This is a genomic window from Buchnera aphidicola (Astegopteryx bambusae), from assembly GCF_039365365.1.
In the GTDB taxonomy this organism is placed as follows: domain Bacteria; phylum Pseudomonadota; class Gammaproteobacteria; order Enterobacterales; family Enterobacteriaceae; genus Buchnera_G; species Buchnera_G aphidicola_B.
In genome coordinates this window covers 151,967-168,837 of record NZ_CP134985.1, presented here as the reverse complement: position 1 = coordinate 168,837, position 16,871 = coordinate 151,967, and the positions used below count along the sequence as shown (strand labels likewise).

Here is a 16,871-nt window from a genome sequence, read left to right as displayed (position 1 = left end):
CAAAAAATGTTAAAAAAAAATAATCATATACCTGTATTATTAAAAGAAGTAATAAAATTTTTAAAAATAAAAGAAAACGGAATATACATAGATTGTACTTTTGGATTAGGAGGACATTCAAAACATATTTTAAAAAAAATTGGAAAAAATGGATATTTATATGCAATTGATAAAGATCCGATAAGTACAAAATTTGCTAAACAAATAAAAAATAAGAATTTTATGTTTATAAATGATTCTTTTAAAAATTTGATTTTTCATACTAATAAATTAAATATAACAAAAAAAGTTAATGGCATTTTATTAGATTTAGGATTTTCAAATAATCAAATAAAAGATAAAGAAAGAGGATTTTCGTTTATGTTAAATGGACCATTAGACATGCGATTTAATCAAACTACTGGGAAATCAGCAAAAGATTGGATAAATGAAAGTGATGAAAAAGAAATATTTAAAATAATAAAAAAATTTGGGCAAGAAAAATTTGCAAAAAAAATTGCGAAATCTATAGTAAATTATAGAAAAAAAAAAAAAATAGTAAATACTTTAGAATTGTCTAAAATAATAAAAAAAAATGTTAACATAAAAAATAGGAAAAAAAATCCAGCTACAAAAACTTTTCAAGCAATTAGAATACATATAAATAAAGAATTAAAATGTATAAAAAAAATATTAAAAGACTCATTAAAAATTTTATCTAATGGTGGTAGATTATTAATTATAAGTTTTAATTCTTTAGAAGATAAAATTATAAAGAATTTTATGAAAAAAAATAGTAAAAATGTTGAAATACCTAACAAACTACCGATAACTAACAAGGAAATAGAATATTTAAATTCAAAAAAAAAATTAAAGTTATTAAAAAAAATATTACCTTCTAAAAAAGAAATCAATAAAAACATCAAATCAAGAAGCGCAATATTAAGAATTGCAGAACTAAAATAAAAATAGCAAAATTTTTATATTTTAAAAAATAAAATAATAAAATATTGCTATATATAAAAAATATATTTTTAATTTTAAACAACTAATATAAACTAAATTATATTTATAAAATAATAAAATTAAAAAAAATAAAAAATTTCTTATACTTTTATAATTTTTTTAAAATATAAAAATTTAAAAGTTTTTAACATAGTATAAAAGTGACATAAAATATGGGAAAAAAATTAGTTACAAGCATAGAAATAGGACATAATAAAATAGTTACATTAATAGGAGAAATCAATAATAATAATATAAAAATTTTAGGAAGAGGAAAAAATAAATCTAAAGGTATTAATAAAACAGGAATATATGACTTAGAATCTATAAAAAATTGTATAGAAAAATCTATTAATAAAGCAGAAAAAATGGCTGAACATAAAATAAAATCAGCATATTTATCTATATCACACAAAAATATAAAATGTCATAATGAAATAGGAATAATACCAGTATCTGGAAAAGAAATTAAAAAACAAGATATTAAAAATGTAATATATTCTGCAAAATCTATCAAAATAAATAATGAACATATCATGTTGCATGTTATCCCGCAAGAATATTCAATAGATAAAATATCTGGGATAAAAAATCCAATAGGATTATCTGGCATGAGAATGAAAGGAAAAGTACATTTAATAACATGTCATAAAGAAATATATAAAAATATAAAAAAATCTATAGAAAAATGCAAAATAAAAGTAAATAAATTAATATTTTCAGGAATAGCTTCTAGTGAAGCAGTTTTAACCAATGAAGAAAAAAAATTAGGTGTATGTATGATAGATATAGGTAGTAACTCAATAGACCTAAGCATCTATTATAATGGATATACTATATATAATCATGTGATACCATATGCTAGTGAGTTAGTTACAAATGATATATCATATGCATTTTCTATATCTTACAAAAAAGCAGAAAATATAAAAATAAATTATGGATGTACTACAGTACCAATATTGGAAAAAGTTAAAAATAATAATATATTAGATTCGTATGGAAATATAATAAAAAATATAACTATTCAAAGATTAATAGATGTTATAGAGCCTAGATACGAAGAATTGTTAAACATAGTGAAATCAAAAATTATAAAAATACAAAAAAAAATATATAAAATTACTGGCAAAGAAATAGAAATAAAAAAAGGAATAGTAATAACTGGAGGAGGATCAAAAATAAAATTTTTAAAACATTGCGCAAAAAAAATTTTTTTAACACAAGTAAGAATAGCAACACCAAAAGATATAAAATATAAAAATAAAAAAATTTATGATCCTATATATTCAACTTCTGTTGGAATTTTAAAATATGTAAGAAAAAACAATAAATTTGATAAAAAAACAAAAAATAAAAATTTTATAAAAAGTATTGTAAGTAAAATAAATAAATGGATAATAAAATAAAAAAATAAGGTAAAAAAATGTTCGAAAACTTAGATTCTATAAAAGAAGCAATAATAAAAGTGATTGGAGTAGGAGGCGGAGGAGGAAATGCTATAGAACATATGATACAGGAAAAAATTGCAGGAGTAGAATTTTTTGCTGTAAATACAGATTCTCAAGCTTTAAAAAAAATAGAAGTAGAACAAACAATACAAATAGGAAAAAATATTACAAGAGGATTAGGAGCAGGATCTAATCCAGAAATAGGAAAAAATTCTGCAAAAGAAGATAAAGAATCTTTAAAAACAGCTATGGAAGGTGCTGATATGATTTTTATAGCTGCAGGAATGGGAGGAGGTACAGGGACAGGAGCAGCTCCAGTAATAGCTGAAATATCAAAGAATATGGGAATATTAACTGTAGCTGTAGTAACAAAACCATTTAGTTTTGAAGGTAAAAAAAAAATGTTGTATGCGGAACAAGGAATAATGGAACTATCAAAAAATGTAGATTCATTAATTACTATCCCAAATGATAAGTTACTGAAAGTATTAAATAGAGGAATATCTTTATTAGATGCATTTAGAGCAGCAAATAATGTATTAAATGGTGCAGTACAAGGTATAGCAGAACTAATTACTAAACCCGGGTTAATGAATGTAGATTTTGCTGATGTTCGTACTGTTATGTCAGAAATGGGTTATGCTATAATGGGTACTGGAATATCTTCAGGAGAAAATAGAGCTGAAGAAGCAGCAGAAATGGCAGTATCTAGTCCATTATTAGAAGATATAGATTTATCTGGAGCAAGAGGAGTATTAGTAAATATTACAGCGGGATTAGATTTAAAATTAGAAGAATTTGAAATAGTTGGAAATACAATTAGAAATTTTTCTTCAGAAAATGCAACAGTAGTAATAGGAACATCTTTAGATGATGATATGAAAGAAGAATTAAGAGTAACAATAGTAGCTACAGGAATTTCTCCTGAAAAAATTTATAATATTAATAGTGAAAAAAAAAAAACTTCTGATAAAATGTTATTAAAATATCAAAATCAATACTTAAATAAAGATTCTAAAAATAAAAAAAGACACAATCAAAATAATATTAACAAAAATTATATAAAAAAAAGTAAAAAAATGGATTATTTAGATATACCAACATTTTTAAGAAATAATAAAAAAAATAAATTATAAAATCAAAAAAAAGAAACTTTTAATATGTTCAAAAAAATAGAATATATAACAAATTACAATGATATAATAATAAGTATTTTTTCAAAAACTTTTGATTATATTAATATAATAAATTTTTTATAATATCATTATGTTAATAAAATTATTTAATAAAAACATAAAATGTATAAAATAAAATTTACTAAAAATTCAATAAAAAAAATTTTAAAAATTACAAAAAAAAAATTATATTTTAGAATATATATAATAGGAGGTGGATGCAACGGATTTAAATATGATTTTAAAACAGAAAAAAAAATAAAAAAAAATGACATAATTATAAAACAAAATGATGCTAATATAATAATAGATTATATTAGTATACAGTATTTAAAAAATATAAAAATAGATTACTTAGAAAATTTAGAAGGATCAAAATTTGTTATAAAAAATCCTAATGCTAAAACAAAATGTAGTTGCGGAATTTCATTCAGTATATAATAAAATTTTTTTTAAAATAAAGAAATAAAATTCATATAAAATAAAGTAATATATTTTTAATATATGTATACATAAACTTTTTTAAAAATATAAATTTATAAAATATTTAATTGTCACATTTTTTAAAAATTTAATTTATAAAAAATACATGCATATTAACTTTAATAAAAATTAAAATATATTATTAAAAAATATAAAATTTTAATGAGAATAATATGCATGTAAAATTTAAATACTTTAACTTTGTATTTTAATTTTAAATAATTAATAAAAAATTTGTTAATGAAAAAAAATATATTTCAATATATATTAAATATCCACACATTTATTTTGAAAAATTTCTGAAGATGAGCATATTGTTTCATATATAGTAGGATGTGCATGCATAGTTAAAGATATATCTTCAGCATCACAACACATTTCTATGGCTAAACTAATTTCGCCTAAAATTTCACTAGCACGTGATCCTATCACAATACCACCTATTATTCTATTTGTATCAGAATTGAAAATTAACTTAGTTAATCCCATAGTATGACAAGAAGAAACAGCTTTCCCAGAAAATTTCCATGGAAATTTAGCAATTTTATAATTTATATTATTTTTTTTAGCTTCGTTTTCCAATATACCAGACCATGCTATTTCTGGATTAGAATATATTATATAAGGTATTATTTTTGGTTCATAAAAAATATTTTCATTACATATTATTTCAGACACTATTTTTCCTTGATAAGATCCCTTATGAGCTAACATTGGGTTTCCAGAAACATCTCCTATTGCATAAATATTTTTTACATTAGTTCTAAGTTTTTTATCTACTTTTATATAACCAAATTTATCTTTTTTAACAAATATATTTTCTAATTTTAGTTCCTTGGTATTAGGTTTTCTACCAACAGAAACCAAAATTACATCATATAAAATTTTTTTATTAAAATTTTTTTTATTACTAAAACTAACTAATAATCCTTCTTTTTTTTCTACAATTTTTATTATATTTGTTCCTAACAATAGATTAAATCTATCTTTTATAGAATTTTTAAAAATATCAACAATATCTTCGTCTAAAAAAGAAAACAAACTATCAGATCTTTCCACAACATCTATTTTTGATCCAAATGCACTATAAATTGTAGCCATTTCCATTCCAATAACTCCTGAACCAATTATTAATATTTTTTTTGGTACTTTTAAAAAATTTAATGCATCGTCAGAATTCCATATTCTTACATTTTTATAAGGAATATTTTTTAGAACAATTGGTTTAGAACCTGTAGATATAACAGCATTTTTAAAAATTATTCTCTGATATGTTTTTGAAAATTTATTATTATAATTTACTATTATGCTATTTTTGCTTTCAAAATAAGCAGTTCCATGTAATACAGTTATATTTTTTTTTTTAGAAATATTTTTTATTCCAATATTTAAATTTTTAATTATTTTGTTTTTCTCTAACATAATTTTTAAAAAATTTGTTTCATTTATGTTTATTTTAATTCCAAATCTACTTAATTTTTTTGCTTCTTCAATAACTTCAGATATATGCAATAAATATTTAGATGGTATACATCCATTATTTAAACATACTCCTCCTAAAACATCCTTTTTTTCTATTAACACAGTATTTACACCTAAATCTGCTAGTCTAAAAGCAGCAGAATATCCAGATGGACCTCCACCTATTACAACTGTGTGTGTATTCAAATCTTTCATAATATTTAAAACTCTCTCTGAATGCTTTTATTTTTATAAAATTAATTTATATATAAATAAAAAATTATTTTAAATTTTTTTAAAAAATTATTCTATTATAAAATTATAAAATTCTTCTAACTTAACTTTTATAAAATTTATAAAATTTAAAGCTTCAACACCATTTATTACTCTATGATCATAACTTAATGATATTGGAAGAATAATTTTATTTAACATTTTTTTTTCTAAAAAAATATTTTTGTGAAAAAATTTTGAAATTCCTAAAATGGCAACTTCTGGATAATTTATAATAGGAGTAAAATGCCCACCACCATAACCTCCTAAACTAGATACAGTAAAATTTCCACCTTTCATATTTATATTATTAAAACAATTTGATCTAATATTTTTAGCAAATTTTTTTATATCATTAGAAATATTTAGTATACTTTTTTCTAAGATATTTTTTATTACAGGAATAAACAATCCATTTTTGGAATTTACAACTATTCCTATATTAATATATTTTTTTAAAAATAAAATGTCATCTTTTTGAGAATATGAACTATTAAAATTTTTAAATTTTTTTAAAGCATGACCTAATGATTTTATAATAAAAGGAAGTAGTGTTATTTTAGAATTAGAAACATTTTTAGAAATAATATCTAAATTTATTTTTTTTCTAAATTTTTCTAATCTAGTTATGTCTATTTCATCAAATTGTGTTACATGAGGTATTTTTGACCAACTGTCATATAAATTTTTAGAAACAACTTTTTGTATTTTGTTTAAAGAAATTTTTTCTACTTCTCCAAAATTTTCAAAATCAAATTGTTTTTCTAAAAAATTGTTTTTATAAATTTTATTATGTTTATTCTTTGAATTTTCTAAATATTTAAAAAAATCTTCTTTAGATATTCTATTTTTTTCTCCTGTTCCTTTTATCTTTAACAAATTTACATCATTTTTTCTAGCCAATCTTCTCACCATAGGTGATGCATATATTTTATCACACGTGTCTATATCATTATTTTTATTAAATTTATCATTTAAATTATATACTTTATCTTCAAAAATTTTATTTTTAATTTTAGATTTTAACAACAATATTTTTGAATTAGTTGTTACTTTGTCTCCAATATTTAAAAAAATTTTTTTTACTTTTCCATCTTTTTTTGAAGGTATTTCAATAGAAGTTTTTTCTCCTTCTATTACAATAATATTTTGATTTTTTTTTATAAAATCTCCAACTTTTATCAATATTTCTACAACTTCTAATTCTTCTTTTCCAACATCTGGAATCTTAACTGTTTTATACACTTAAAACCTCTTGTTATATGCGCGGATTAACTTTATTTACATTAATATTAAATTTTTTAATTGCATTTAATACTATGTCTTTATTTATTATTTTTTTATTATAAAATATTGTTAGTACAGATATAATTATATAAAATTCATTGATTTCAAAATGTTCTCTTAACTTATCTCTACTATCAGATTTTCCAAAACCATCTGTTCCTAATACTACATATTCATTAGAAGGAACATATTTTCTTATTTGTTCAGCAAAAAGTTTCATATAATCTGTACATGCTACAGAAGGACTATCATTCATAATTTTTGAAATATATGATATTTTTGGTAAATCATTTGGATGTAACATGTTCCATCTATCACAATCTTGACCATCTCTTGCTAGTTCTGTAAAAGAAGTAACACTATAAATATCTGAAGATATATTATATTCTTCTGACAAAATTTTTCCAGCTAAACATACTTTATTTAGAATAGATCCAGATCCTAATAATTGAACATGTTTAAACGTTCCTTCAAATTTTTTTAATTTATACATTCCTTTACAAATTCCATATTCAGAATTTTTAGGAATTTTAGGCATATTATAACTTTCATTCACAACGGTTATATAATAATATATATTTTTTTGATTTATACCATACATTTTATTCATACCATCATGAATTATAACAGCCAATTCATAAGAATACGCAGGATTAAAAGATACACAATTAGGTATTGTTAAAGAATAAATATGACTATGTCCATCACTATGTTGTAATCCTTCTCCATTTAATGTTGTTCTTCCTGAAACAGCTCCTATTAAAAAACCTCTTGCTTGTTGATCTCCTGCAGCCCAAAGTAAATCTCCAATTCTTTGAAAACCAAAAATAGAATAATATATATAAAATGGAATTACTGGAAAATTATTATTACTATAAGATGTAGCAGCAGCTAACCAAGATGCTCCAGCACCTAATTCATTTATACCTTCTTGCAAAATTTGACCTTTTTTATCTTCTTTATAATACAAAAAATCATCCTTGTCTTGAGGAATATATTTTTGCCCTAAAGAACTATATATTCCAATTTTTCTAAATAAACTTTCCATTCCAAATGTTCTAGCTTCATCTGCAATTATAGGAATGATTCTATTTTGAATAAATTTATTTTTTAACAAAATATTTAAAATTCTAATAAAAGAAACAGTTGTAGATATTTTTTTTCTTTGTTTAATTAATAATGATTTAAATTCTTTTATTTTAGGTAGTATGAGTTTTTCAGTAAATTTTTTTCTTCTAAAAGGAACATAACCGCCTAATCTTTTTCTATTTTCATGAATATATTTATATTCTTTAGATTTTTTTTTAAAATTTATATAAGATAAATTTTTTTCTTTATCTTCATATATTTTTAATGACAATCTTTTTTTTATATTTACAATTGATTTCATATCAATATTTTTTAATTGATGAGATATGTTTTTACTTTCTCCAACTTTTCCTAAACCATATCCTTTAACAGTATGAATTAAAATTACTACTGGTTTTTCTTTTATTAAATTTGCTTTATAAATAGCATTAAAAATTTTTATAGAATCATGACCACCTCTTTTTAAATTTAGTATTTCATCATCTGTCATATTTTTTACTAATTTTCTTGTTTCTTTATATTTTCCAAAAAAATTTTTTCTTATAAAATTACCATCTTTAGACTTAAAATTTTGATAATCTCCATCCAAAGTTTCATTCATAAGTTTAATCAACTTTCCAGAATTATCTTTGTCTATTAAAGTATCCCAATTACTTCCCCAAATAACTTTTATGACTTCCCATCCAGATCCTAAAAAAAAAGATTCTAGTTCATTTATAATTTTACCATTTCCATATACTGGTCCATCTAACCTTTGTAAATTACAGTTTATTATAAAAATTAAATTATCTAATTTTTCTCTCGCGGCTATATTAATTAAACCTTTAGATTCAGGTTCATCCATTTCTCCATCTCCTAAAAAAGCATACACTTTTTGTGAAGTAGTATCTTTAAGTTTTCTATTATGAATATATTTTAAAAATTTAGCTTGATATATAGAAAACACAGAAGTTAAACCCATGGAAACAGTTGGAAATTGCCAAAAACTTGGCATTAACTTTGGATGAGGATATGAAGATAATCCTATACCATCAGTTTCTTGTCTAAAATTATTCATTTGATCTTCTGTAATTCTTCCTTCTAAAAATGATCTTGAATATATTCCAGGAGAAATATGTCCTTGAAAATATATTAAATCACCAGAATTTTTTAAATTTCCAGCTTTAAAAAAATGATTAAAACATACATCATATATATGAGCTGAAGATTGAAAAGATGAAATATGGCCTCCTAAATCTAAATTTTTATTAGAAGATTTTAATACCATTACTATTGCATTCCATCTCATGGCTGATCTAATTTTTTTTTCAATTTTTAAATTTCCAGGATATTTTTTTTCATCAATTTTTGATATAGAATTTAAATAGTTATTTAAAAAAAAACTATTTGTTGTATATTTTACCCCTAATTTATTAAACGTTTTAAAAATTTTTTTTAATAAAATTTTTGATTTTTTAATACCTTGTCTATGTATAAAAGATCTGATTGATAAAATCCATTCAAACAATTCTTCATTATCTATATCTTTATTAAAATTTTTTAGCATAAATATCCTAATTTTATTAATAATTTTATATATAATATAACTTTTAAGAATATAAAAACAAAAAAATTTTTACATTTCTTAAAAAATCATAATTTTAATATAAAGTAAAATATTTTAAACTAATTTTTTTATAAAAAAAATAAAAACAATATTATATGTATTCTTTAACAAATATTTAAAATAAAACATATTTTTAACATTTTTTATATAAGTGTGTACATATTTAATTATATAAAAACATTTTAAATAAAATTTTTTATAAAATTTAATTATCTAATAGTTATAAAAAATTTTAATAAAAAAATTATTTTATAAATTTAAAATATAATATATTATGTTTATAATAAAAAAAATTAATTATTTTTTTTTAAGAAAAAATTATTGTTTATAAATTCAAAAAATGAAATTTCTAAAAAAAACTTTTTATTATAAAAAATATCTATTAAATAAATAAAAAAATTACATGAATATTTATTAGAATAAAAAAAACTTGTTAATGAAACAACTTCACATTTTACAAAACTTATCATACCCATAAACATCAAAAAAGATTCTTTTTTGTATTCTTGTTTTGGGTTCCTTTCAGCATATCCTCTAAGATGTATATTATTTTTTAAATGTTCTAAATCATATAAATGTTCTATCCAAAATATATCTAATATTTTTAATATTAAAATTTTTTGAAATTTATTAAATTCATTTTTATCAACATATTTTTTTTTTTTACAATAATTTTTTTTAAAAATTTTAAAAATATTATTATTAAATTGATTATTAGTAATAAGATGATTTTCAATATAATTATTTATATTACAATAATCTAAATTAAAAGATTTTTTTAAATGTATTTTTAATGCATCTAAACTTTTTATATTATTTTGATTTTTTTTTAAAAAATATGAATTTACTAAAGATTTAAAAACTTCTTTAGAAATATTAAAAATTGTTTTAAAAATATTTTTACTATTTAATATTTTATTTCTATTTTCATAAAATATAAGCCTTTGTTCATTTATAATATCATCATATTCTAACAACTTAGCTCTAATTTCATAATTATAATTTTCTAATTTTTTTTGAGAATTATGTATTGCTTTACTTATAAAAATATTACTAATTTCTTGATTTTTTTTTATTCCTAATCTTTGAATCATATAAATCACTTTATTAGGTACAAATGTTTTAATTAAAGGATCCTCCATAGAAACATAAAATCTAGAAGATCCTATATCTCCTTGACGTCCAGATCTTCCTCTAAGCTGATCATCTATTCTTCTAGATTCATGTCTTTCTGTTCCTATTATATGTAAACCTCCAGAAGATAAAACAAAATTTCTATTTTTTTTCCACATTTTAAAAATTTTTTTGTTATCACAAAATTTATTTTTTTTTTTATAATTTTTACAAAATTTTTTAAAACTACCTCCTAACATTATATCAGTACCTCTTCCAGCCATATTAGTAGATATAGTAATGGCTCCTAACATACCTGCGTTTTCTATTATTTTTGCTTCTTTTTTATGGAATTTGGCATTTAAAATATTATGTTTAATATTCAATTTATTTAACTCATTTGAAATTATTTCTGATTTTTCTATAGAAACAGTTCCTACTAAAACTGGTTGTTTTTTTTTTATACAAGACTTTATATCTAATATTATAGATCTAATTTTTTCTTTTTCCGTAATGTATATTAAATCTGTAAAATCTTTTCTACAAATTTTTTTATTAGTTGGCACAGAAATAGTATTTAAATTATATATAGTTTTAAACTCTTCAGATTCTGTTGAAGCAGTACCTGTCATACCAGAAAGTTTGTGATAAAGACGAAAATAATTTTGAAAAGTTATTGAAGATAGTGTATAACTATTATTATGAATTTTTATATTTTCTTTAGCTTCTATAGCTTGATGCAAACCATCAGACCATATTCTGCTTTTAGAAATTCTTCCTGTATGTTCATCTACTATTAAAATTTTGTTATTTTTAACAATATAATCTACATTTTTAATAAATAATTTATTTGCTTTTAATGCATTTGTTATATATTGAAATAAAATAATATTTTTAGAAGAATATAGAGAAAAATTATTGTTCAAAAATCTATTTTCTAAAAAAATTTTTTCTATTTTTTTAAATCCAATATCAGTAAAATGAATTTGTTTTCTTTTTTTATCTATATAAAAATCACCTTTAATATCTGAACTTTTATGTAAAGATTTTTTTTGTAAAATAAACATAGACGCTAAGTCATTAATTTTTTTATATAAATTTTTATCAGATTTCATACAACCTGATATTGTTAAAGGAGTTCTAGCTTCATCAATTAAAATAGAATCAATTTCATCTATTATTGCATAATTTAATGTTCTTTGAACTTTATCATTTATACATAAAACCATGTTATCTCTTAAATAATCAAAACAAAATTCATTGTTTGTACCATATGTAACATCTGAAAGATATGCAGCTTTTTTCATACTAACATTCATATTTGACAAATTTAAACCAGAACTAATTCCAAGAAAATCAAATAATTGTTTATTTTGTTCATAATCTCTTTTTGCTAAATAATCATTCATAGTAATTACATGAACTCCTATACCAGGCAATGCATTTAAGTATATTGGAAGTACAGAAGTTAATGTTTTACCTTCTCCAGTTTTCATTTCTGCTATACATCTATCATTTAAAATTATTCCTCCTATAATTTGAACATCAAAATGTCTCATTCCTAAAACTCTCTTACTAGCTTCTCTAACTGTAGCATAAGCTTCAGGTAATATATTTTTTAAAGACATTCCATTAAAAATTTTATTACGATATTTTTTAGTATGATTTTTCAAATGCTTATCACTTAATTTAGAAAATTTAATTTCCATATCATTAATTAAATTCAATATTATTCTAACTTTTTCTAAAATTTTTTCATGTTTACTTTTAAATAAATTTTTAAAAAAATGTATTAACATAAAAATATTTCTCATATCAAAAACAATTACTTTAAAAAAAATTAAAAAATTTCTATAAATTATATCAGCATAATATGTTTTTATATGAAAATGTATGAAAAAATATTAAAAATATTTTTAAGTGTTATAAAAGTTTCTAAAAACATTTGAAATATTTTTATAATATAATTTAGGAAATTTAAAAAATCTTGGATACTTTACATAAAATAAATATAAACCAGAAGGATCAGATGAACAGTTTAAAAAATTATTGTTTTTCATACACAACAATTTCTTAATCCAAAATATATCTTTTTTTTTGGAACCAATTTTTATTAATTCACTAACTATATTTCTGACCATATTATGCAAAAATGAATTTGCAATAATATCAAATATTATAAAAGAATTTATTCTATACACTTTTGATGTAAAAACATATCTATATGAAACTTTAGATTGACAATTTTTAGAACGAAATGAAGAAAAATCATGTTCACCAATTAAATATTTTGCAGACATATTCATTCTTTTATCATCTAGATAATTTTTATTAAAATTAAAAAAATTATTTTTAAAAAATACAGATTTATAACTACTATTATTTATTATATATCTATAATGTCTATAAATTGCACTATGTCTAGCATGAAAATTATATGGAACTTCTTTTGCCCAAATAACAGAAATATCATTAGGTAAATAAAAATTTGTACCTAATATCCAAGATTTATTTTTTCTAACAGAATTAGTATTAAAATGCACAACTTGACCAACACTATGAACTTGCGCGTCAGTTCTACCCGCACAATGAACTAAAATTTTTTCATTAGCTATTATAGATAAGCATTTTTCTAATACATTTTGTACAGTCATCACATTTTTTTGAATTTGCCATCCATGATAATTTGTTCCGTTATATTCTATTCCTAATGCAATTCTCATAATATTAAAATTACCAAAAATAAAAGTTGAAAAATATTAATATATTAGTATCATATTTTTATTAATAAATTCTAATAAGCATTTTTATACTAATTTAATTAATTGAATTAAAATATTTAAACCTTATATTAAAAAAATATTTATATAATATAAAATTGTTTTAAAAAAATAACAAAATTATAATGTGGAACAAATATATGAAAATAAAAAAAAAGAAAATGTCTTCTTTAAGCATATTATCAATTGCAAAAGTAAAACCATATAAAAATAAAAAAAATGAAAAGTATATGAACAAAAACCAAATAAAACATTTTACAAAAATATTAAAAGCATGGAAAAAACAAATAGAAAACAGAAACAAATATTATAAAAATAATATATCAGGAGAACAAATAAATTTTCCAGATCCAATTGATAGAGCAGTACAAGAAGAAGAATTTAGTCTAAATTTGCAAAATAGCGTAAGAGATATTAAAACAATAAAAAAAATAAATAATACTCTAAAAAAAATTGAATTAAAAAATTTTGGATATTGTTGTTCATGTGATATTAAAATAGGAATAAAAAGATTAGAAGCTAGACCAACAGCAAATTTATGCATAGATTGTAAAACTCTAGCAGAAATTAGAGAAAAACAAATTATAAAATAAATATATTTATAATATAATTTTATTTAAAAAAATATTATTATAAAATATAAAATCATAATCATAAAAATAAACTTTAAAAAATTTTATATATAAAAATATAAATCTGTATATAGGAAAAATAAAATTGTGAAAGTATTAAAATTTGGCGGTTCTTCTTTATCAAATGCAAAAAAATTTATAAAAATATCAAAAATATTAAAAAAAAAAAGTAAAAACAACAAAATTTATGTAGTATTATCAGCTCCATATAAAATTACTAATTATTTAATTTCTTACATAAAAAATTATGAAAATAAGAAAAATAATGATAATTTAGAAAAAATTAAAAAAAAACTCAAAAAAATATTAATAAATATTTTATTAATAGAAAAAAAAATTAAAATTTCAGTACTAAAAAATATATTAAATAATCATATAAAAAAAATAGAAAAAATATTAAAAAATAGAACACATACAAAAAAAATAAATGAAAAAGAAAAAGCAATTATAATAAGTAAAGGAGAAATCATATCAGTAGAAATTATGCATTATATTTTAAAAAATATGAACGTAAAATCTAAAATAATAAATCCTGTAAAAAAAATAATTTCTAATAATAATTATTTAAATGCAAAAATAAATATAGATGCATCCTGCAAAAAATTAAAAAGTACAAAAAAATATAAAGAAAAAATAATTTTAATGCCAGGATTTATATCAGGAAACAAAAATAAAGAAACAACATTATTAGGAAGAAACGGATCTGATTATTCAGCAACAATATTATCAAATTGTCTACATGTAGAATTATGTGAAATTTGGAAAGACGTAAATGGAATATATACAGCAGATCCAAAAATTGTTTACAATGCAAAACATATAAAAAAAATTTCATATGAAGAAACTTTAGAACTAGCAAAATGTGGATCAGAAATAATACACCCAAAAGCAATATATCCTTTATATAAAAAAAATATACCATGCATTATAAAAAATTCATATTTTCCAAATATTAAAGGAACATTAATACACAAAAATTCTGAAAATAATAGTAAAATCTCAATAAAAAGTATTACATATTTAAAAAATTCAGCAATAATACAAATATTTTTTAAAAAAAATGTAAATAAAAAAATATTGAAAAAAATATTAATGTATGAACAAGAAAATAGCCAATATAAAATATTTAATACTAAAATAATAAGTGAAAAAAAAATTACAATTATAAAATCTAATTATGATAATAATGAAAACATAAAAATTTTAAAAAATTTTATAGAAAAACATTTTAAGAAAGATCAAAAATGTAAAATAAAAATAAAAAAAAACTTATCAATAATATCTATTATAGGAAAGAACATATCATCAAAAACAAAAATATTATATAAAATAATTTATGCAATAAAAAAAATTAATGTAAAAATAATTTCAATAATTTTAGAAAATTCAAAAAACTCAATTTCAATAATAATAAAAAAAAAATATCTTAAAAGTTCAATAATATCTATACACAATGAATTTTTTTATAAAAAAAAAATAATAGAAATATACTTATTAGGTGTAGGAGGAGTTGGTAATAGTTTTTTAAATCAAATTTATAATCAAAAAAAAAAATTAAAAGAAAAGAAAATAGAAATAAAAATACTAGGTATTGCAAACTCAAAAAATTATATAGTACAAAAAAATCATATAAAAAAAATACAAATACAAAATTTTATAAATAAAAAAATAAAAAATTTTAATATAAAACATTTTATAAAAAAAATAAGAAAAAATAATTTAAACAATCCTGTTATAATAGATTGTACATCTAGTAAATATATTTCTAAAAAATATGATTACTTTATAAAAAACAAATTTCATATAATATCATCTAATAAAAAAGCAAACACAGATAATATTAATTATTATAAAAAAATTAGAAAATATTCAATAAAGTATAAAAAAAAATTTTTATATGAAACAAATGTAGGAGCTGGGTTACCAATAATAGAAAATTTAAAAAATTTAATTAATTCCGGAGATAAAATAATAAAATTTAGAGGAATATTATCTGGATCTTTATCATATATTTTTGGAAAATTAGAGGAAAAATGTTCTATATCAAAAGCAGTAGAAAAAGCAAAAAAACTTGGATTTACTGAACCTAATCCAATAGATGATTTATCTGGAATAGATGTAGCTAGAAAATTGTTAATTATAGCTAGAGAAATTGGTTACAATTTAGAATTAAAAGATATTAACATAGAAAAAATTCTACCTGAAAATATAAAAAAAAATAAATTTATAAAAGAAAAAACAACAATACAAATAAAAGATCTAGAACATTTTTATTCAAAAAAAATTTTACAAGCAAAAAAAAATAAAAAAGTACTAAGATTAGTAGGATCAATATCAAAAAATGGAAATTGTATTGTAAAAATAGAAAGTATAGATAAAAAAGACCCATTATATGAAATAAAAAATGGTGAAAATGCATTCATATTTTATAGCAAATATTATAGCCCAATACCATTAATATTAAGAGGATATGGCGCAGGAAATCAAGTTACTTCAGCTGGAGTATTTTCAGACTTATTACGCATAATATCATAATC

General features: G+C 19.8%; 11 protein-coding genes. 6 read left to right on the top strand and 5 right to left on the bottom strand.

What is annotated here, in order from left to right:
* Nucleotides 1-6 precede the first annotated feature (6 nt).
* From rsmH to erpA, 4 genes are all read left to right on the top strand, one after another.
* Nucleotides 7-945, top strand: coding sequence for a 16S rRNA (cytosine(1402)-N(4))-methyltransferase RsmH (gene rsmH, locus RJD44_RS00770; RefSeq protein ID WP_343190085.1), 939 nt, complete (start codon nucleotides 7-9; stop codon nucleotides 943-945).
* Nucleotides 946-1,157: 212 nt separating this feature from the next.
* Nucleotides 1,158-2,393 carry a cell division protein FtsA gene (ftsA, locus tag RJD44_RS00765; protein ID WP_343190084.1) on the top strand — a complete coding sequence of 412 codons (1,236 nt, stop codon included), beginning with the start codon at nucleotides 1,158-1,160 and terminating at the stop codon, nucleotides 2,391-2,393.
* Between the two features lie 17 nt (nucleotides 2,394-2,410).
* Nucleotides 2,411-3,571, top strand: a complete 1,161-nt coding sequence (ftsZ, locus tag RJD44_RS00760) for a cell division protein FtsZ (RefSeq protein ID WP_343190083.1) — start codon at nucleotides 2,411-2,413, stop codon at nucleotides 3,569-3,571.
* A gap of 162 nt (nucleotides 3,572-3,733) precedes the next feature.
* Complete coding sequence (gene erpA / locus RJD44_RS00755; protein WP_343190082.1) at nucleotides 3,734-4,051, top strand: iron-sulfur cluster insertion protein ErpA; 318 nt, start codon at nucleotides 3,734-3,736, stop codon at nucleotides 4,049-4,051.
* A 309-nt stretch (nucleotides 4,052-4,360) separates the two neighbouring features.
* Here erpA and lpdA read toward each other — a convergent pair whose 3' ends face one another.
* From lpdA to truA, 5 genes are all read right to left on the bottom strand, one after another.
* Nucleotides 4,361-5,773 (bottom strand): dihydrolipoyl dehydrogenase, encoded by a 1,413-nt coding sequence (gene lpdA, locus RJD44_RS00750; protein ID WP_428994204.1) that lies wholly within the window; start codon nucleotides 5,771-5,773, stop codon nucleotides 4,361-4,363.
* A gap of 84 nt (nucleotides 5,774-5,857) precedes the next feature.
* Nucleotides 5,858-7,072 (bottom strand): 2-oxo acid dehydrogenase subunit E2, encoded by a 1,215-nt coding sequence (locus RJD44_RS00745; RefSeq protein WP_343190080.1) that lies wholly within the window; start codon nucleotides 7,070-7,072, stop codon nucleotides 5,858-5,860.
* Nucleotides 7,073-7,085: 13 nt separating this feature from the next.
* Nucleotides 7,086-9,749 (bottom strand): pyruvate dehydrogenase (acetyl-transferring), homodimeric type, encoded by a 2,664-nt coding sequence (gene aceE / locus RJD44_RS00740; RefSeq protein ID WP_343190079.1) that lies wholly within the window; start codon nucleotides 9,747-9,749, stop codon nucleotides 7,086-7,088.
* Nucleotides 9,750-10,102: 353 nt separating this feature from the next.
* Entirely contained in the window at nucleotides 10,103-12,721 is a 2,619-nt protein-coding gene (secA, locus tag RJD44_RS00735; protein ID WP_343190078.1) for a preprotein translocase subunit SecA, read from the bottom strand.
* Nucleotides 12,722-12,838: 117 nt separating this feature from the next.
* Nucleotides 12,839-13,645 (bottom strand): tRNA pseudouridine(38-40) synthase TruA, encoded by an 807-nt coding sequence (gene truA / locus RJD44_RS00730; RefSeq protein WP_343190077.1) that lies wholly within the window; start codon nucleotides 13,643-13,645, stop codon nucleotides 12,839-12,841.
* A 197-nt stretch (nucleotides 13,646-13,842) separates the two neighbouring features.
* On the opposite strand from truA, the gene dksA reads away from it, so the two are divergent.
* Nucleotides 13,843-14,295 (top strand): RNA polymerase-binding protein DksA, encoded by a 453-nt coding sequence (dksA, locus tag RJD44_RS00725; RefSeq protein WP_343190076.1) that lies wholly within the window; start codon nucleotides 13,843-13,845, stop codon nucleotides 14,293-14,295.
* Between the two features lie 126 nt (nucleotides 14,296-14,421).
* Nucleotides 14,422-16,869 (top strand): bifunctional aspartate kinase/homoserine dehydrogenase I, encoded by a 2,448-nt coding sequence (gene thrA / locus RJD44_RS00720; RefSeq protein WP_343190075.1) that lies wholly within the window; start codon nucleotides 14,422-14,424, stop codon nucleotides 16,867-16,869.
* Nucleotides 16,870-16,871: the final 2 nt, after the last annotated feature.